The sequence below is a fragment of the Nesterenkonia pannonica genome (assembly GCF_019575955.1).
GTDB lineage: Bacteria > Actinomycetota > Actinomycetes > Actinomycetales > Micrococcaceae > Nesterenkonia > Nesterenkonia pannonica.
The window spans coordinates 1,917,162-1,931,770 of record NZ_CP080575.1 but is presented as its reverse complement, the minus strand read 5'-3'; the positions used below and the strand labels follow the sequence as shown (position 1 = coordinate 1,931,770).

Genomic DNA, 14,609 nt, shown 5'->3' with positions numbered 1-14,609 from the left:
CGCGGGCAGTGTCGGCTCCAGCCTACGGCTCCGGCCGAGCACGTTCACGCATCTGTCACACCCCTTTCATAGAATGGGTGCATGGTGATCAAGAGTGAGCGCGGCGAGGCGGAGCGGCGTCTGGTGGCCGCGCTGCGTTCCACCTTCGACGCATCCGTCATGAACTTCGGGGCCTACAACCTCCTCTACGCCGAGAATGCTCCGGCTGCCGGTCTGCGGTCCGTCGAGGGGCCCGAGCTCTCCGCGATGGAGGCTGTCGGCGCCGCTCGGCATCTCCTGGTGGGCTATCGGCGTGAGCCGGTGGAGATGGTCCTCTGCCCTGTCGACCTCGATGAGGCGCTGCCCCGCATGGAGCCCGGCACCTCCGCTGACGCTGCGCCGAGGGTCCCAGTGCCTGTGAATCTCACGAACCTGGCGGGAATGGCCACGGAGGGCACCACCGTCCGCATCGTGCTCTCTGCAGGCACAGAGCTGAATCTCGACATTCGGGAAACCGTGGAATTCTCCGGCCTTCCAGGGCTTCCGCTGCATCAGAAAAGGGATGTGGAGGACTTCTACGACTTCCTCGATCACTTCATGAACAGCGTCGAGCACCCCCTGCGGCCGTGAGGGGCCATGTGCGGTTGGCGGTCACCGTGAGCCCGTGCTAAGGTTTCCTGTCGTTGCCCCGGCGCGCTTGGGCAGCAGACTGCACGAATCAGATACCCCTGATTGGGGCCTCTAGCTCAACTGGCAGAGCATCAGACTCTTAATCTGCAGGTTGCGGGTTCAAGTCCCGCGGGGCCCACGCTGAGATCGTGCGAAGCGGAAGCCGCTGGTCATCTGATCGGCGGCTTCTCTGCTTTCGGGCGGTTCAGTTCCGCGCAGTGGCGCGGCTCAGCTCCTAACGGGTACTGTGTATCGGTCCGTGTCCGCAGCGGCGGGGTGTAGTTCAGTTTGGTAGAGCGCCTGCTTTGGGAGCAGGAGGTCGCAGGTTCAAATCCTGTCGCCCCGACGGTGTCGAAGGATGCGGCTGCGCGAATGCAGCCGCATCCTTCAGACCTGACGAGCCGATCCATCGGCTGCGCTGCGCGGACGCCAACCCGTAACCCGTAGACCCAGGAGCCCATAAACGTGGTCAAGAGCACCGTTGAAGAACTGAACCCGACCCGAGTCAAGCTCACGGTCGAGGTGTCGAGCGAAGAGCTCGAGCCCAAGATCAAGGCCGCCTACAGCAGCATTGCCGAACAGGTTCAGGTTCCAGGCTTCCGCAAGGGCAAGGTCCCTGCTGCCATCATCGACCAGCGTGTGGGGCGGGAATACGTTGTGCAGCAGGCCATCAACGACGGCCTCCAGGACTTCTACCGCGCAAGCCTGGACGACGCCGAGATCACGCCGCTCTCGCAGCCTGAGGTGTCTGTCGACGAGATTCCCGATGTGAAGACCAAAGAGGGCGTCCTGAAGTTCTCCGGCGAGCTGGACATCAAGCCCCGCATCGAGGCTCCCCGACTACAAAGGCCTCGAGGTCGAGGTTGAGGCCCGCGAAGCCGACGAGGCTGCGGTGCAGAAGGAGCTCGACGAGCTGCGCGACCGCTTCGGCGCCCTCAAGGATGTGGACCGTCCCGCTGCGCAGCAGGACTTCGTCACGATTGCCATGAGCGCAAAGGTCGACGGCGAGGAAGTCGACTCAGCCGACGGCCTGAGCTACCAGGTCGGCGCCGGAAACATGCTCGAGGGACTCGACGAGGCCCTCGAAGGCCTGTCGCCGTCAGAGGATGCAACCTTTGAGACGACCCTCATGCGGCGGCGAGCACTCGGGCGAGCAGGCCCAGGTCACAGTGACCCTCACTGCAGTCAAGGAGCGCGAGCTGCCCGAAGCTGACGATGAGTTCGCTCAGATGGCTTCAGAGTTCGACACCATCGACGAGCTTCGCGAGGACCTCGCGTCAAGGCTGAGCAGACCGTGCTTGAGGAGCAGGGCGTCGAAGCCCGCGACAAGGTCCTCGAGAAGCTCATCGGTCTGGTGGAGATCCCCGTCCCGGAATCCGTGGTGAACGAGCAGATCGAGCAGCACTTCAGCGGCCAGGGCCACTCGGAGGGCGACGACCACGACACGGACTCCCACCGCGAGGAGATCCGCAAGCAGACCGAGGACGCCTTCCGCAACGAGATGGTGCTGGACATCGTCGCCGAGCGCGAGGAAGTCGGAGTCGAGCAGTCCGAGGTCATCGAATACATCGTCGCGACCTCCGGCCAGTACGGCATGGAGCCCAACCAGTTCGCCCAGATGCTGGAGCAGGTAGGCCAGATCCCGATGATCCTCGGAGAGGTCCGTCGGCGCAAGGCACTGGCCAAAGTCCTTGAGTACGCTGCAGTCAAAGACAGCGACGGCAACGAGGTGGACCTGACCTCGTTCGTCACCCCGCCCTCTGAGGGCGAGGACGGCGAGGAGATCGCCGCAGAGGAGTCCTCCGAGGAGAAGTAGTCCTCCGAGCATCTCAGCAGCAGAACCCCGGCGTCCGCGCGATGCCGGGGTTCTGCGCATACACCGCCAGAGACTGCATGTGCCCACGGCGAACAGCCCCGCGTAAGTGCCCAGAGTAAGCGTTCCCGTGGGCTAGTGTTCAGTGACGAGAATGACAGCAGACCACAGTGGAGGTACCCCAGTGTCTGAGTTGCCCACCGCCCAGAGCGTGGCTCCGGAATCCCAGGACAACTACATCTATAACCGTCTCCTCAAAGAGAGAATCATCTGGCTGGGCTCAGATGTTCGCGACGACAACGCGAACGCCATCTGCTCCCAGATGCTGCTTCTCTCCGCAGAGGACCCCGAGCGCGACATCTACCTCTACATCAACTCGCCCGGCGGGTCCGTAACGGTAAGCATGGCCATCTACGACACCATGAAGTTCATCCCCAATGATGTCGTCACCGTGGCCACAGGCCTCGCGGCATCCATGGGACAGTTCCTGCTGTCCTCAGGCACACCCGGCAAGCGCTTCGCGACCCCGCATGCTCGCATCCTGATGCACCAGCCTTCGGGCGGCATCGGAGGCACCGAGTCCGATGTGCGAATCCAGGCGGAGCTCATTCAGCACATGAAGCAGGTCATGGCGGAGCTCACAGCGGAACAGACCGGGCAGTCCGTGGAGACGATCCTTGAGGACAATGCCCGCGACAAGTGGTTCACCGCACATGAAGGCCTCGAATACGGCTTCTTCGACAAGATCGCCCAGCGCTCCTCGACCGTCTCCGGCGGCGGGGAGTCTGAGAGAACGACGACGGAACTTTAGGAGCACCAGCATGAACTTCGACTTTTCTCAGAACGCGCCCGAGATGCCCTCCGCCCGCTACATCATGCCTCAGTTCGAGGAGCGGACTCCCTACGGCTTCAAGCGTCAGGACCCCTACGCGAAGCTTTTCGAGGAGCGCATCGTCTTCCTGGGCACTCAGGTGGACGACGCTTCGGCCGACGACATCATGGCTCAGCTGCTCGTGCTTGAGTCCATGGATTCCGAGCAGGACATCACTCTCTACATCAACTCGCCCGGCGGATCATTCACCGCCATGACCGCTATCTACGACACGATGCAGTACATCCGGCCCCACGTGCAGACTGTGTGCTTGGGCCAGGCCGCCTCAGCTGCGGCAGTCCTGCTCGCGGTAAGCACACCCGGGAAGCGGTACGCACTGCCCAACGGTCGCGTTCTGATCCATCAGTAAGCTACAGGAGGCACTCGCGGCACAGCCACGGACCTCGCCATCCAGGCAGACGAGATTCGACGCATCCGTACGTGGATGGAAGAGGTCCTGGCGCATCACACCAACCAGACCGCCGCGCAGGTCAGAGAAGACATCGACCGTGACAAGTTCCTCTCGGCGCACGCGGCCAAGGAATACGGTCTGGTGGACGACGTTCTGACCTCCCGCAAACTGCCCTCCTAGTGGCTTAGGCTGGGGACTATGGCGCGAATCGGCGAGAGCAGCGACCTGCTCAAGTGCTCCTTCTGCGGGAAGAACCAGAAGCAGGTCCGCTACAAGCTCATCAGTGGCCCCGGTGTGTATATCTGCGACGAGTGCATCGAGCTCTGCAACGAGATCATCGAGGAGCACCTCAACGAGGTCCAGGAGACGGACACCTTCGAGCTTCCGACCCCAAGCAGATCTACCGCTACCTCGACGAGTACGTGGTGGGACAGCACGCAGCCAAGAAGACCCTGGCTGTGGCTGTCCACAACCACTACAAGCGTGTGCAGATCACCGGCAGCGCGTCCAAGACGGCAAGCATCTCGCAGGGCGACTTCGACGACGTGGAGATCGGCAAGTCGAACATCCTGATGGTCGGACCCACCGGATCGGGAAGACCTACTTGGCACAGTCTCTGGCCAGGAAGCTGCAGGTTCCGTTCATCGTGGCCGATGCGACCAGCCTCACGGAGGCTGGCTATGTGGGCGAAGATGTCGAGAACATCCTTCTGAAGCTCATTCAGGCCGCCGACGGGGACGTGAAGAAGGCGGAGCAGGGCATCGTCTATATCGATGAGATCGACAAGATCTCCCGCAAATCGGAGAACCCTTCGATCACACGAGACGTCTCCGGTGAAGGAGTCCAGCAGGCCCTCCTGAAGATCCTCGAGGGCACCACCGCGCAGGTCGCGCCGCAGGGCGGACGGAAGCACCCCAACCAGGAATACATCCAGATCGACACCTCGAACGTCCTGTTCATTGTGTCGGGCGCATTCGCCGGACTGGAAGAGATCATTGAGTCGCGGACCGGGAAGAAAGGTCTCGGCTTCGGTGCCCCGCTGTCGACGATCACCCGCGAGGAGATCACCTACAGCGACCTTGAGCCTGAAGATCTGCACAAGTTCGGCCTGATCCCAGAGTTCATCGGACGCCTGCCAGTAGTGGCCACCGTGGAGGAGCTGGACACCGAGGCGCTGGTCGCCATCCTCACGCAGCCTAAGAACGCCCTGATCAAGCAGTACCAGAAGATCTTTTCGCTGGAGGATGTGGAGCTCGAGTTCACGGACGCGGCGATCCGCGCGATCGTCGGGATGGCAGAGGTGCGCGGCACGGGCGCCCGCGGACTCCGCAGCATTCTGGAGACCGTGCTCAACCGGTGATGTTCGAGCTTCCCGACCACGAGGACGTCGCCACCATCACGATCACCGAGGAGGTCGTGGCTGAGGGTGCGGAGCCCGTCATGCTGAGCCGCTCCGAAGCAAAGAAGCTCCACAAGAAGACCGCCTGAACCCTTCGCCGCTCGAGCGGCCCGAAGAACGGAGTGAACCTGGCATGAGCAGCATCCCGGAGAACCTGAGATACAGCTCCGAGCACGAATGGGTGAGCGAGGCCCAACGAAGACAGCATCGTGCGAGTGGGCATCACCGACTTCGCACAGGATGCCCTGGGCGAAGTCGTCTATGTCGACCACCCTGCCGTCGGAGCAGCCGTCGCAGCAGGGGATGTCGTCGGCGAGGTGGAGTCCACCAAGTCGGTCTCCGACATCTATGCCCCTGTCGCCGGAGAGATCACGGCGGTGAACTCGGAGCTTGACCAGCAGCCGCAGACGGTCAACGCCGAGCCCTACGGCGGGGATGGCTGTTCGAAATGCGGCTCGCCGCAGAGTCCGGCTATAAGGCGCTTCTGTCCGCCGAGCAGTACTCGCAGGGGCTGGCTGAGCAAGACCCGTCCGTTCTTCGCATCCTGACCGCCGACGCTGAATCTGTGCGTCGAAGAAGGTTAATCTATGTCTCTGTCTGTTATATAGTTGTGACCCTAGGTCAAGCGCGCATGATCGGCAGAGGAGGGCAGCGTGGAACAGGCCAGTTCAGAACGGGCACGCGGACGGCGGTACGGGGCCGGTGAGACAACATCCATCTCCTTGCCGCCCACTACAACGGGCAGCCTCGAGGCATATCTCTCAGACGTCGACAGCCGCGCCCTGGGGCATTGCCTCCGGGCTCTGCGCTCCTGATCGCCCACAGCGGCGCCAATCAGGGAGCCAGGTTCCTGCTGGACGGAGACGTGACCACGGTGGGCCGTCACCCGGAGGCCGAAATACTTCTCGACGACGTCACTGTGTCTCGGCGGCACGTGAGATTCCACAAGACTCCCGAAGGCTTCGTGCTCGAGGATCTGGGCAGCCTCAACGGCACCTACGTCAATCACAACCGGGTGGATCAGCACCTCCTCCAGCCCCGAGACGTCGTTCAGATCGGCAAATTCCGCCTCACGTTCTACGCCTCATCGAAATAAGTCGAGCTGAAATAACTGCTGAAAAGGGCACAGGGCGTTATTGTGTTTCATGGCTTCACCTTCCCTGAGCCTGAAAGAGGACACGCAGTGAGCGCAAGGCCTGCTCGCACGCCGAAACAGGCGGCGAAGAACGAGAGTACCGATACCAGAGCGCCCGCAGAGGCGCACGTATTCACCATTTCCGAGGTGCTGCGTGAACTGCAGAACGAATATCCCGATCTCTCAGCCTCCAAGCTGCGGTTCCTCGAAGAGCGGGATCTTGTCGAGCCCGCCCGCACCGACTCCGGGTACCGGAAATACTCAGCCTCCGACGTCGAGCGTCTGCGGTTCATCCTCGCCCTCCAGAGGGACAGGTATATGCCGCTGGACGTCATCAAAGAGACGATGGACGCCATCGACCGCGGGGAGAAGCCGGAGGCCCTTCCGGAGCATGCTCCGGTCGGTCCCCGCGACATCACCGACGACGTAGCAGGGCAGATCACCGGCCGGATGCGGCCAATGAGCCGCAAAGAGCTCCGAGCTCTCTCGGGTGCCACTCGCGGAATGCTCGACACCCTGGAGAAGTTCCGCATCATCGCGGCCGACGAGCAGGGCAACTACAGCCATCAGGACCTCAAAGCCGTCAAGGCCGTCCGCGTCCTCGCACGGTACGGCCTGGAGCCCAAGCACCTCGTAGGAATCCGGCGCTCAGCCGATTCCGAACTGGATCTCATCGCTCGCGCCATGGCTCCCCACGCGATGCGCAAGGACGCCGCCGCGAGGGCGCGGGTGGCAGAGTCGTCCAAAGAGATGCTGCAGTCGCTGAAGGAGCTTCGCTCATCCATCATGGATTCCGCCGTCGAAAGATCGACCGCGGCTGAGGTCAGAGGCCTACACTGGTGCCATGGAGGATCGGCCCGGTGAGCAGGTCATGCTGGACATCGTCGGTGTGCGTGTCGAGCTGCCCTCCAGTCAGCCTGTGATCATCCTGCGCGCTGCCGACCAGGACTCGGAGGGGCGTCAGCAGTTCGCCGTCGTGGTCGGGCCCTCCGAGGCGGCAGCCGTAGCACGAGCGCTCCAGGGCGAGATTCCGCCGCGTCCTCTGACCCACGATCTGCTGACGAATGTGCTTGAGACCCTGGGCGGAGGAGTGGCGCACGTAGAGATCAGCCTGATGGACGCCTCAACCTACCGGGGCACGCTCGCGCTCAGCTCCGGCAGGACGCTCGATGCGCGTGCCTCCGATGCCATCGCCGTCGCTGTGCGGGCCAAGTGTCCTGTCACGATGCGTCGCGACACTCTGCGGAGCGTCGCATTCAGTGCGAGCAGATCCCCATGACGCGCCGGCAGAATCCGCTCACCCTGAGGGAGAGCCTGCGAACAGGTCTCCCATCTCTGAGGAGGAGATCGCCGAGTTTCAGAGGTTTCTCAGCGAGGCAGAGCCTGATGACTTCGGCAGCTCAGGGCACGGAGGCAACGGCCGGTAGCAACACGCGCGGCACCAGCGGGTCCCATGCCGAGTCTGCGGCGCTAGACTGATGGGCAGATCATAAGCTTCCCCCTCGATACGTGATGAGAAGGTGACCGGTGAGCCTGGACTTCAGCTCTGAGACTCGGAGGGCGCGTCAGCAGCCCGCAGCTCAGGACCGGCTGTTCGACGACGGCCTCCCCGACCTTGATGAGGAGATGGGCTACCGCGGCCCCATCGCCTGCTCTGCGGCTAAGCATCACCTACCGCCAGCTGGACTACTGGGCCCGGACCAAGCTCGTGCAGCCCTCGCTGCGCAACGCGTCCGGATCTGGTTCGGCCCGTCTGTACTCATTTCGCGACATTCTGGTGCTGAAAGTCGTCAAGCGTCTGCTGGACACCGGGGTTTCGCTGCAGCAGATCCGGGCGGCGATCGAGCATCTGCGCGAGCGAGTGTCGAAGACCTGGCGCAGATCACCCTGATGTCTGATGGCGCTTCGGTGTACGAATGCACATCGCAGGACGAGGTGATCGATCTGGTCCAGGGCGGACAGGGCGTATTCGGCATTGCCGTCGGACGGGTGTGGCGAGAGGTGGAGGGATCGCTCGCAGAGCTGCCCCGCGAACGCACCGAAGCCCACGCGGACGCCGACCAGGTCGAGCCCGAGAGAGCCTTCGAGGGCACTGACGAGCTTTCGCAGATGCGGGCGCGAAAGCCTCATAGCTGCGGCGCTCCGAGCCTCGGCTCGGAGCGCGCCGCCTGCTCAGTCGACCTTGATGAGCTGCTTGAGCAGTTCGTCGAAGCTCTTCGCCATGTCCCGCACCTGGTCCGAGGGCCACTGGTGGACCGGGTATGCGGCCCCTTGTATCTGCTGCCAGAAGGGGTTCTCCTCGAGCACGGGGAGCATCATCTTGTCCGCGTAGAGCCGCTCCATCTCCAGCAGGCGATACTCATGCTCGACCGAGTCGGCGCGTGCACGGTTGACCACGACCCCGGCCTGAGTCAGCTGCGGGGCATACTCGTTGGAGAACATGCGGATAGCGCGCATGGTGCGCTCTGTGCCCGCGACGGAGAAGAGGCTCGGCTCCGCCACCAGCAGGACCTGGTTCGAAGCCCCCACGCAATGCGGGTCAGGCCTGAGAGGACGGAGGGCAGTCGACAAGCACGAGGTCGTACCCTTCGAGCTTGTCGACGAGTGTCTTCAGGCGCTTCATATCCCGCGGACGAATATCCGGGCGGTCGAAGGTTGCGGAGATTGCCAGTAAGCGACCACATCGAGGACAGCCTCCTCCTGCCGGTCCTCCGGCAGCAGCTCCACCCACCCGGAAGGGATGGTGTGCTGGGTGATGTCGGCCCTGCGGTACTCCCGCAGGAGCAGGCCCGCCTCCTTGCCGGTGCCCCGGGTTACGGCAAGGCCCGTGGTCGCATCAGCGTGCGGATCAAGGTCGATCACCAGCGTCTTGACCCCTGCGTTGAGGGCGGCCGAAGCCAGGCCCATGGTGACCGAGGTCTTGCCGACCCCGCCTTTCAAACTGGAGACGCTTAAGATCTGCACCTGCCCATCCTAAGACGCGACGTGCCCCCACGGTGCAACCGCGGGGGCACGTCGGAGAGTCGCTGACGATGCTGAGGCCGTCAGCTGACCTGCATCTCGCCCATCTCCTCCCAGCCATCAGCGTCGATGCTGCGGGAAATGATGCGCGGGGTCGAGGCGAGGGCCCCGAACATCGGCCCCTCAGAGCTGATCGCACGCTGGAAGTGGTCGGAGGTTACATGCGCCTCGGCGGCGTCGTCATCAAAGCCCTCCACGAGGACATATTCGTTCGGGTCCTCCAGGCTGCGCGACCACTCGAAGAACTTGTTGCCGGGCTCGGCGCGGGTCGACTCGGTGAACTCGCGAGTCAGCTCAGGCCACTCCTCCGCATACTCCGGCTTCACCGGGAACTTCACCACAATCAGAATCATCGTTGTGGTCTCTCCTTTCCAAAGAATGAGCGAATGTCCAGCACTGCAACCGCAGATGCTCCCACACCATTCCGAGGCTCCGCCGACCTAGGATGGGGATCATGGCAACACTGCGACCTGACCTGGCGATCATCGGCTCCGGCTCCGGCAATTCCCTCATCACACCCTTCTGGAACGACAAAGAGGTGGTCCTGGCCGACAAGGGCATCGATGCCACCGGCGCCTTCGGGGCACGTGCCTGAACGTGGGGTGCATTCCTACCAAAATGTTCGTCCGTCCGTCCGCACTGGCCCGCGCACCCCACGAAGCAGCCCGCCTCGGGGTCACGATGGGGAGGCCCGCGCCGACTGGCCCGCCATACGGGACAGAATCTTCGGCCGCATTGATGCCATCTCGTCAGGAGGGCGGGAGTACCGGGAGAGTCTTGAAAATGTGCACCTGCTCCAGGAGAAGGTCACGCTGACCGGACACAGGTCCTTCCGCTCGGAGACGACAGGCACCGAGGTCCGCGCCGAGCAGCTTGTGATCGCCGCAGGATCGCGGCCGGTCATTCCTGAGGTGCCAGGCATCACGCTGCCCCAGGTCCATACCTCGGACACCGTCATGCGGCTGGAAGAGCTGCCTGAGCGCGTGCTCATCGTCGGCGGCGGCTACATCGCCTGCGAGTTCGCGGCGATCTTCTCTGGCCTGGGCAGCAGCGTGGTCCAAGTGAACCGCAGCCAAGGGCTGATGCGCCAGCTCGACGAAGAGATCGCCCAGGCGTATTCGGCCCAGGCCGAGAAGAACTGGACCGTGCGATACCAGCGCACCCTCGCCTCGTTGGAGCCGCACGAGCCCGACTCCGAGCAGGGTGGGGTCACCGCCCACGTGGTGACCTCGGACGGTCGGGCTGAGACCTACGACGCCGACTGCGTGCTCGTCGCCACGGGGCGGACCCCAACACGGATCTGATCGGCGCTGCCGACGCGGGCCTGGACCTCCATGAGGACGGACGGCTGGCCGTCGACGCCCACCAGCGTGTGCTGTCCGAAGGCTAAGCCGGTCCCAGGCCTGTACGCAGCCGGGGACATCTGCTCCGAGGCGATGCTCAAACATGTGGCCAACCACGAAGCGCGGGTGGTCTCGCACAACCTGGAGAATCCTCGGGATCTCAGGCAGGCCCGCACCTTCGCCGTGCCTGCCGCTGTGTTCTCCCACCCCGAGATCGCGTTCGTCGGGATGACCGAGGCCGAGGCAGTCGACTCGATAGGCCAGGTGAACGTCACCGTCAAAGTCCAGAAGTACGGCGACACCGCCTACGGCTGGGCCATGGAAGACATGAACGGTCTGGCCAAGGTCGTGGCGGACCGTCGCACGGGTGAGATCCTCGGCGCCCATGTCGTCGGAACGCAGTCGTCGAACCTCATCCAGCCGATCGTCCAAGCCATGAGCTTCGGGCAGGATGCCTACACCGCAGCACGAGGCCAGTACTGGATCCACCCCGCGCTGACCGAGGTCATCGAGAACGCGCTGCTGGGTCTGGACGTCCCGATTCCGGACAGCGCACCGCTGTAGCGGACCCAGCGTCGGGGAGGAACAACGCGGCGCCTTCAGCAGTTGGCACGGAGGCACCCACCCTGAATACGTCGAAAGGACAGTACCGATGGCAGAGCGTGTTGACTTCTGGTTCGATCCCCTATGCCCCTTCGCGTGGGCAACCTCCCGCTGGATCCTCGAAGTGGAGAAGGTCCGCGACATTGAGGTCCACTGGAACGTGATGAGCCTCGGAGTGCTCAACGAGGAGAAGAACCCGAGCCCGGCCGAGGACGCCGAGCAGCTGGCCCGTTGGATTCCGGCCCGTGCCTCCACAGCCGTGGAGCTCGCGCACGGCGAGGAGAAGGTCGGTGAGTTCTACACCGCAGTGGGCACCGAGATCCACCACCGCGGAAACCGAGACTTCGAAGCCGCCGCGGCTCAGGCCCTGGAGAGCATCGGTGCCGACTCCTCCCTCCTGGAGCAGGCGAAGACGGACACCAACGACGAGCGCATGCGCGCCTCCCATCACGAAGGGATCTCGCGGGTCGGCCAGGACGTCGGCACCCCGGTCGTCGCCTTCAAGGGCACCGCATTCTTCGGTCCGGTGATCACCCGGGTCCCCGAGGGCGAGGAAGCAGGCAAGGTCTTCGACGGCGCGGTCGCGCTCGCCGAGTACCCCTACTTCTTCGAGCTGAAGCGCTCCCGCACCGAGTCGCCGCAGCTCGGCTGAGCACAGCACGGGGGCGAGTCCGCGCGTGAGAGACTGAGGCTCATGTCTGACGAATCCCTGGGCACGGACTCGCCCATCACCCCCGCTGTTCCCGAAAAGCCCGCGTTGGAAGGCCTCGAGGCCACGCTCAACGAGGCCTGGCAGGCCGAGAGGCTCTACCACTTCGACGAGACGGCCCCCGCGAGCAGGTCTACTCCATCGATACCCCGCCGCCGACGGCCTCGGGGTCCCTCCACGTGGGCCATATGTTCTCCTACACTCAGACCGATGTGGTTGCCCGCTTCCAGCGGATGAGGGCAAAACGGTCTTCTACCCCTCGGCTGGGACGACAACGGTCTGCCGACCGAGCGCAGGGTCCAGAACTTCTACGGCGTGCGCTGCGATCCCTCCCAGCCGTACGACCCCGACTACACGCCGCCGACGAAGCTTAGGCGAAGAACCAGCGCGACTGGGACGCCATCAGCCTAAGCAGAACTTCATCGAGCTCTGCGAGACGCTCACCGTCCAGGACGAGAAGGTCTTCGAGGATCTCTTCACGCGCCTGGGCCTCTCCGTCGACTGGCGCCAGACCTACCGGACCATCGACGAAAACTCGCGGGCGGCATCCCAACGCGCCTTCCTGCGCGACGTGAATTCGGGCAACGCCTACACCGCAGAGGCGCCGACGCTGTGGGACATCACCTTCCGGACCGCAGTGGCCCAGGCCGAGCTGGAGGCCAAGGAGCGGCCCGGTGCCTACCAGGCCATCCCTTTCTTCGCCGCCGACGGCAGCGAGGTCGTCATCGAGACCACACGGCCGGAGCTGCTCCCCGCCTGCGTGGCCCTGGTGGCCCACCCTGACGATGAGCGATACCAGCCGCTCTTCGGCACCACGGTGACCTCTCCGCTCTTCGGGGTGGAGGTCGAAGTCACCGCGCACCGGCTCGCCGACCCGGAGAAGGGCTCCGGCATCGCCATGATCTGCACGTTCGGCGACATGACCGACGTGACCTGGTGGCGTGAGCTGCAGCTTCCCACCCGCGCTCTGATCGGCCGTGACGGCCGCTTCGCACGAGAGACGCCGGAGTGGATCGCCTCAGCGCAGGGCCGCCTCAGCTACGAGCAGCTGGTAAGCAAAACAGTCCACTCGGCCAAGGAAGCGGTCGTCGAGATGCTGGGCGAGGCTAGGCTTCCTGCGCGGAGAGCCCAAGCAGATCACCCACGCCGTCCACTTCTATGAGAAGGGCGACAAGCCGCTCGAGGTCGTCACCTCCCGGCAGTGGTACATCCGCAACGGCGGACGTGATGCGGGCCGCCGCGCCGAGCTGATCGAGCGCGGCTTAGCAGATGGACTGGCACCCCGCGTTCATGCGCTCCCGCTACGAGAACTGGGTTGAGGGTCTGAACGGTGATTGGCTGGTCTCCCGCCAGCGCTTCTTCGGCGTGCCGATCCCGGTCTGGTACCGCCTGGACGAGGATGGCGAACCGGACTATGAGCACCCCTCCTGCCCGAGGAGGCTCAGCTGCCCGTCGACCCCTCCTCCGACGCGGCTCCAGGCTTCACGGAGGATCTGCGGGCGTTCCCGGCGGCTTCGTCGGCGAGCAGGACGTGCTCGACACCTGGGCGACGTCCTCGCTGACCCCTCAGATCGCTTAAGCAAGTGGGAGCGCGACAACGAGCTGTTCACCCGCGTCTTCCCCTACGATCTCCGGCCGCAGGGGCACGACATCATTCGTACCTGGCTGTTCTCCACCGCTGTGCGGGCACACTCGCTGCACGAGTCGGTCCCGTGGACCAATACCGCAATCTCCGGCTGGATCCTGGACCCGGACCGTAAGAAGATGTCCAAGTCCAAAGGCAACGTGGTCGTGCCCGATGAGGTCCTGGAGAAGTTCGGCACCGACGCGGTCCGCTACTGGGCCGCCAGCGCCAAGCTCGGGGCGGACACCGCCTACGAGGAGGCGCAGATGAAGATCGGCCGCCGTCTGGCGATCAAGCTGCTCAACGCCTCGAAGTTCGCGTTCGGGATGGGCGTCACGGAGGAGCACATCGTCCACGACGCATCCTCGGCCCAAGGCGTCGCGCACCCGCTTGACCAGGCACTTCTGGCCCAGCTGGCCACGGTGGTGGATGAGGCCACGAAACGGTTCGACGAGTACGACTACGCGAGGGCCCTCCAGCTCACAGAGCAGTTCTTCTGGAGCTTCACCGACGACTATGTGGAGCTGGTCAAGGACCGTGCCTACGGCGGTCAGGGCGAGGACGCTCAGGCATCGGTCCGCGCGGCCCTGGCGACCACTCTGGACACGCTGCTGAAGCTGTTTGCGCCCGTTCTTCCGTTCGCCACCGATGAGGTCTGGCGATGGTGGCGCAGCGGCTCCGTCCACGGGGCGGAATGGCCGAGCTCGGAGGGCCTGCACGCCGCCGCGGCGAGGCAGTCGCCCTGGACGCGGTGGCTGACGCGCTCGTTGCCGTGCGCCGGGCAAAGTCCGACGCGCAGGTCAAGCAGCGCACCCCGATCCTCACAGGCACCTTGGCCCTCCCAGAGGTCCAGCTGCCGCAGGTCTCCGCGGCTCTCGAAGATCTGAAGTCGGCGGTCAAGGCGGAGCAGCTCGTGCTCGTCGCCGGGGAGACGCCGCAGAGCTCACCAGCGCGGAGTACGCAGCCTCTGACGCGTAGGAGGCGAACTTCTCCTGAACAGCGGCGGCGCGGACCCAGGGCAGAAAAGCCCG

At 64.2% G+C, this 14,609-nt stretch carries 9 protein-coding genes, 2 tRNA genes and 8 pseudogenes; 17 read left to right on the top strand and 2 right to left on the bottom strand.

Going from position 1 to position 14,609, the window contains the following annotated elements; genetic code table 11:
• The first annotated feature begins 81 nt into the window (after nt 1–81).
• The 12 genes and pseudogenes from K0H76_RS13790 to K0H76_RS13735 form a co-directional block, all read left to right on the top strand.
• On the top strand, nt 82–609 hold the full coding sequence (locus K0H76_RS13790; protein ID WP_258933361.1) for a hypothetical protein: 528 nt from the start codon (nt 82–84) through the stop codon (nt 607–609).
• A 105-nt stretch (nt 610–714) separates the two neighbouring features.
• A tRNA-Lys gene (locus K0H76_RS13785) sits at nt 715–787 on the top strand.
• Between the two features lie 133 nt (nt 788–920).
• Nucleotides 921–994, top strand: a tRNA-Pro gene (locus K0H76_RS13780).
• Nucleotides 995–1,113: 119 nt separating this feature from the next.
• A pseudogene (gene tig, locus K0H76_RS13775) lies at nt 1,114–2,464 on the top strand (trigger factor).
• A 181-nt stretch (nt 2,465–2,645) separates the two neighbouring features.
• Nucleotides 2,646–3,272, top strand: coding sequence for an ATP-dependent Clp protease proteolytic subunit (locus K0H76_RS13770; protein ID WP_258933360.1), 627 nt, complete (start codon nt 2,646–2,648; stop codon nt 3,270–3,272).
• A gap of 10 nt (nt 3,273–3,282) precedes the next feature.
• A pseudogene (locus K0H76_RS13765) lies at nt 3,283–3,924 on the top strand (ATP-dependent Clp protease proteolytic subunit).
• Between the two features lie 18 nt (nt 3,925–3,942).
• A pseudogene (gene clpX, locus K0H76_RS13760) lies at nt 3,943–5,232 on the top strand (ATP-dependent Clp protease ATP-binding subunit ClpX).
• Between the two features lie 44 nt (nt 5,233–5,276).
• Nucleotides 5,277–5,660, top strand: a pseudogene (gene gcvH, locus K0H76_RS13755) (glycine cleavage system protein GcvH); the annotation flags it as partial.
• Nucleotides 5,661–5,796: 136 nt separating this feature from the next.
• A pseudogene (locus tag K0H76_RS13750) lies at nt 5,797–6,239 on the top strand (FHA domain-containing protein).
• Between the two features lie 87 nt (nt 6,240–6,326).
• On the top strand, nt 6,327–7,142 hold the full coding sequence (locus K0H76_RS13745) for a MerR family transcriptional regulator (RefSeq protein WP_258933359.1): 816 nt from the start codon (nt 6,327–6,329) through the stop codon (nt 7,140–7,142).
• Nucleotides 7,123–7,557: a bifunctional nuclease family protein gene (locus K0H76_RS13740; RefSeq protein WP_258933358.1), complete on the top strand. Its 435-nt coding sequence runs from the start codon at nt 7,123–7,125 to the stop codon at nt 7,555–7,557. The genes K0H76_RS13745 and K0H76_RS13740 overlap by 20 nt, the downstream gene beginning before the upstream one ends.
• A gap of 311 nt (nt 7,558–7,868) precedes the next feature.
• Nucleotides 7,869–8,303: pseudogene (locus K0H76_RS13735) on the top strand (MerR family transcriptional regulator); the annotation flags it as partial.
• 147 nt (nt 8,304–8,450) lie between these two features.
• On the opposite strand, the pseudogene K0H76_RS13730 reads toward K0H76_RS13735, so the two are convergent.
• Both K0H76_RS13730 and K0H76_RS13725 read right to left on the bottom strand, forming a co-directional pair.
• Nucleotides 8,451–9,242: pseudogene (locus tag K0H76_RS13730) on the bottom strand (ParA family protein).
• 80 nt (nt 9,243–9,322) lie between these two features.
• Nucleotides 9,323–9,652, bottom strand: a complete 330-nt coding sequence (locus K0H76_RS13725) for an antibiotic biosynthesis monooxygenase (protein ID WP_146341486.1) — start codon at nt 9,650–9,652, stop codon at nt 9,323–9,325.
• A gap of 101 nt (nt 9,653–9,753) precedes the next feature.
• On the opposite strand from K0H76_RS13725, the pseudogene K0H76_RS13720 reads away from it, so the two are divergent.
• The 5 genes and pseudogenes from K0H76_RS13720 to K0H76_RS13700 all read left to right on the top strand — a co-directional run bounded on the left by K0H76_RS13720 (nt 9,754) and on the right by K0H76_RS13700 (nt 14,465).
• Nucleotides 9,754–11,206, top strand: a pseudogene (locus K0H76_RS13720) (mycothione reductase).
• A gap of 88 nt (nt 11,207–11,294) precedes the next feature.
• Entirely contained in the window at nt 11,295–11,897 is a 603-nt protein-coding gene (locus K0H76_RS13715) for a DsbA family protein (protein WP_258933357.1), read from the top strand.
• A 42-nt stretch (nt 11,898–11,939) separates the two neighbouring features.
• Nucleotides 11,940–12,191, top strand: coding sequence for a valine--tRNA ligase (locus K0H76_RS13710; protein WP_258933356.1), 252 nt, complete (start codon nt 11,940–11,942; stop codon nt 12,189–12,191).
• A 184-nt stretch (nt 12,192–12,375) separates the two neighbouring features.
• Nucleotides 12,376–13,116, top strand: coding sequence for a valine--tRNA ligase (locus K0H76_RS13705; protein ID WP_258935418.1), 741 nt, complete (start codon nt 12,376–12,378; stop codon nt 13,114–13,116).
• 107 nt (nt 13,117–13,223) lie between these two features.
• On the top strand, nt 13,224–14,465 hold the full coding sequence (locus tag K0H76_RS13700) for a valine--tRNA ligase (protein ID WP_258933355.1): 1,242 nt from the start codon (nt 13,224–13,226) through the stop codon (nt 14,463–14,465).
• Nucleotides 14,466–14,609: the final 144 nt, after the last annotated feature.

Excerpts from the sequence above, each read along its gene's own strand:
- K0H76_RS13790 (WP_258933361.1), top strand. The coding sequence starts at position 82 with ATGGTGATCAAGAGTGAGCGCGGCGAGGCGGAGCGGCGTCTGGTGGCC.
- K0H76_RS13740 (WP_258933358.1), top strand. The coding sequence starts at position 7,123 with ATGGAGGATCGGCCCGGTGAGCAGGTCATGCTGGACATCGTCGGTGTG.
- K0H76_RS13725 (WP_146341486.1), bottom strand. The coding sequence starts at position 9,652 with ATGATTCTGATTGTGGTGAAGTTCCCGGTGAAGCCGGAGTATGCGGAG.
- K0H76_RS13715 (WP_258933357.1), top strand. The coding sequence starts at position 11,295 with ATGGCAGAGCGTGTTGACTTCTGGTTCGATCCCCTATGCCCCTTCGCG.
- K0H76_RS13710 (WP_258933356.1), top strand. The coding sequence starts at position 11,940 with ATGTCTGACGAATCCCTGGGCACGGACTCGCCCATCACCCCCGCTGTT.
- K0H76_RS13700 (WP_258933355.1), top strand. The coding sequence starts at position 13,224 with ATGGACTGGCACCCCGCGTTCATGCGCTCCCGCTACGAGAACTGGGTT.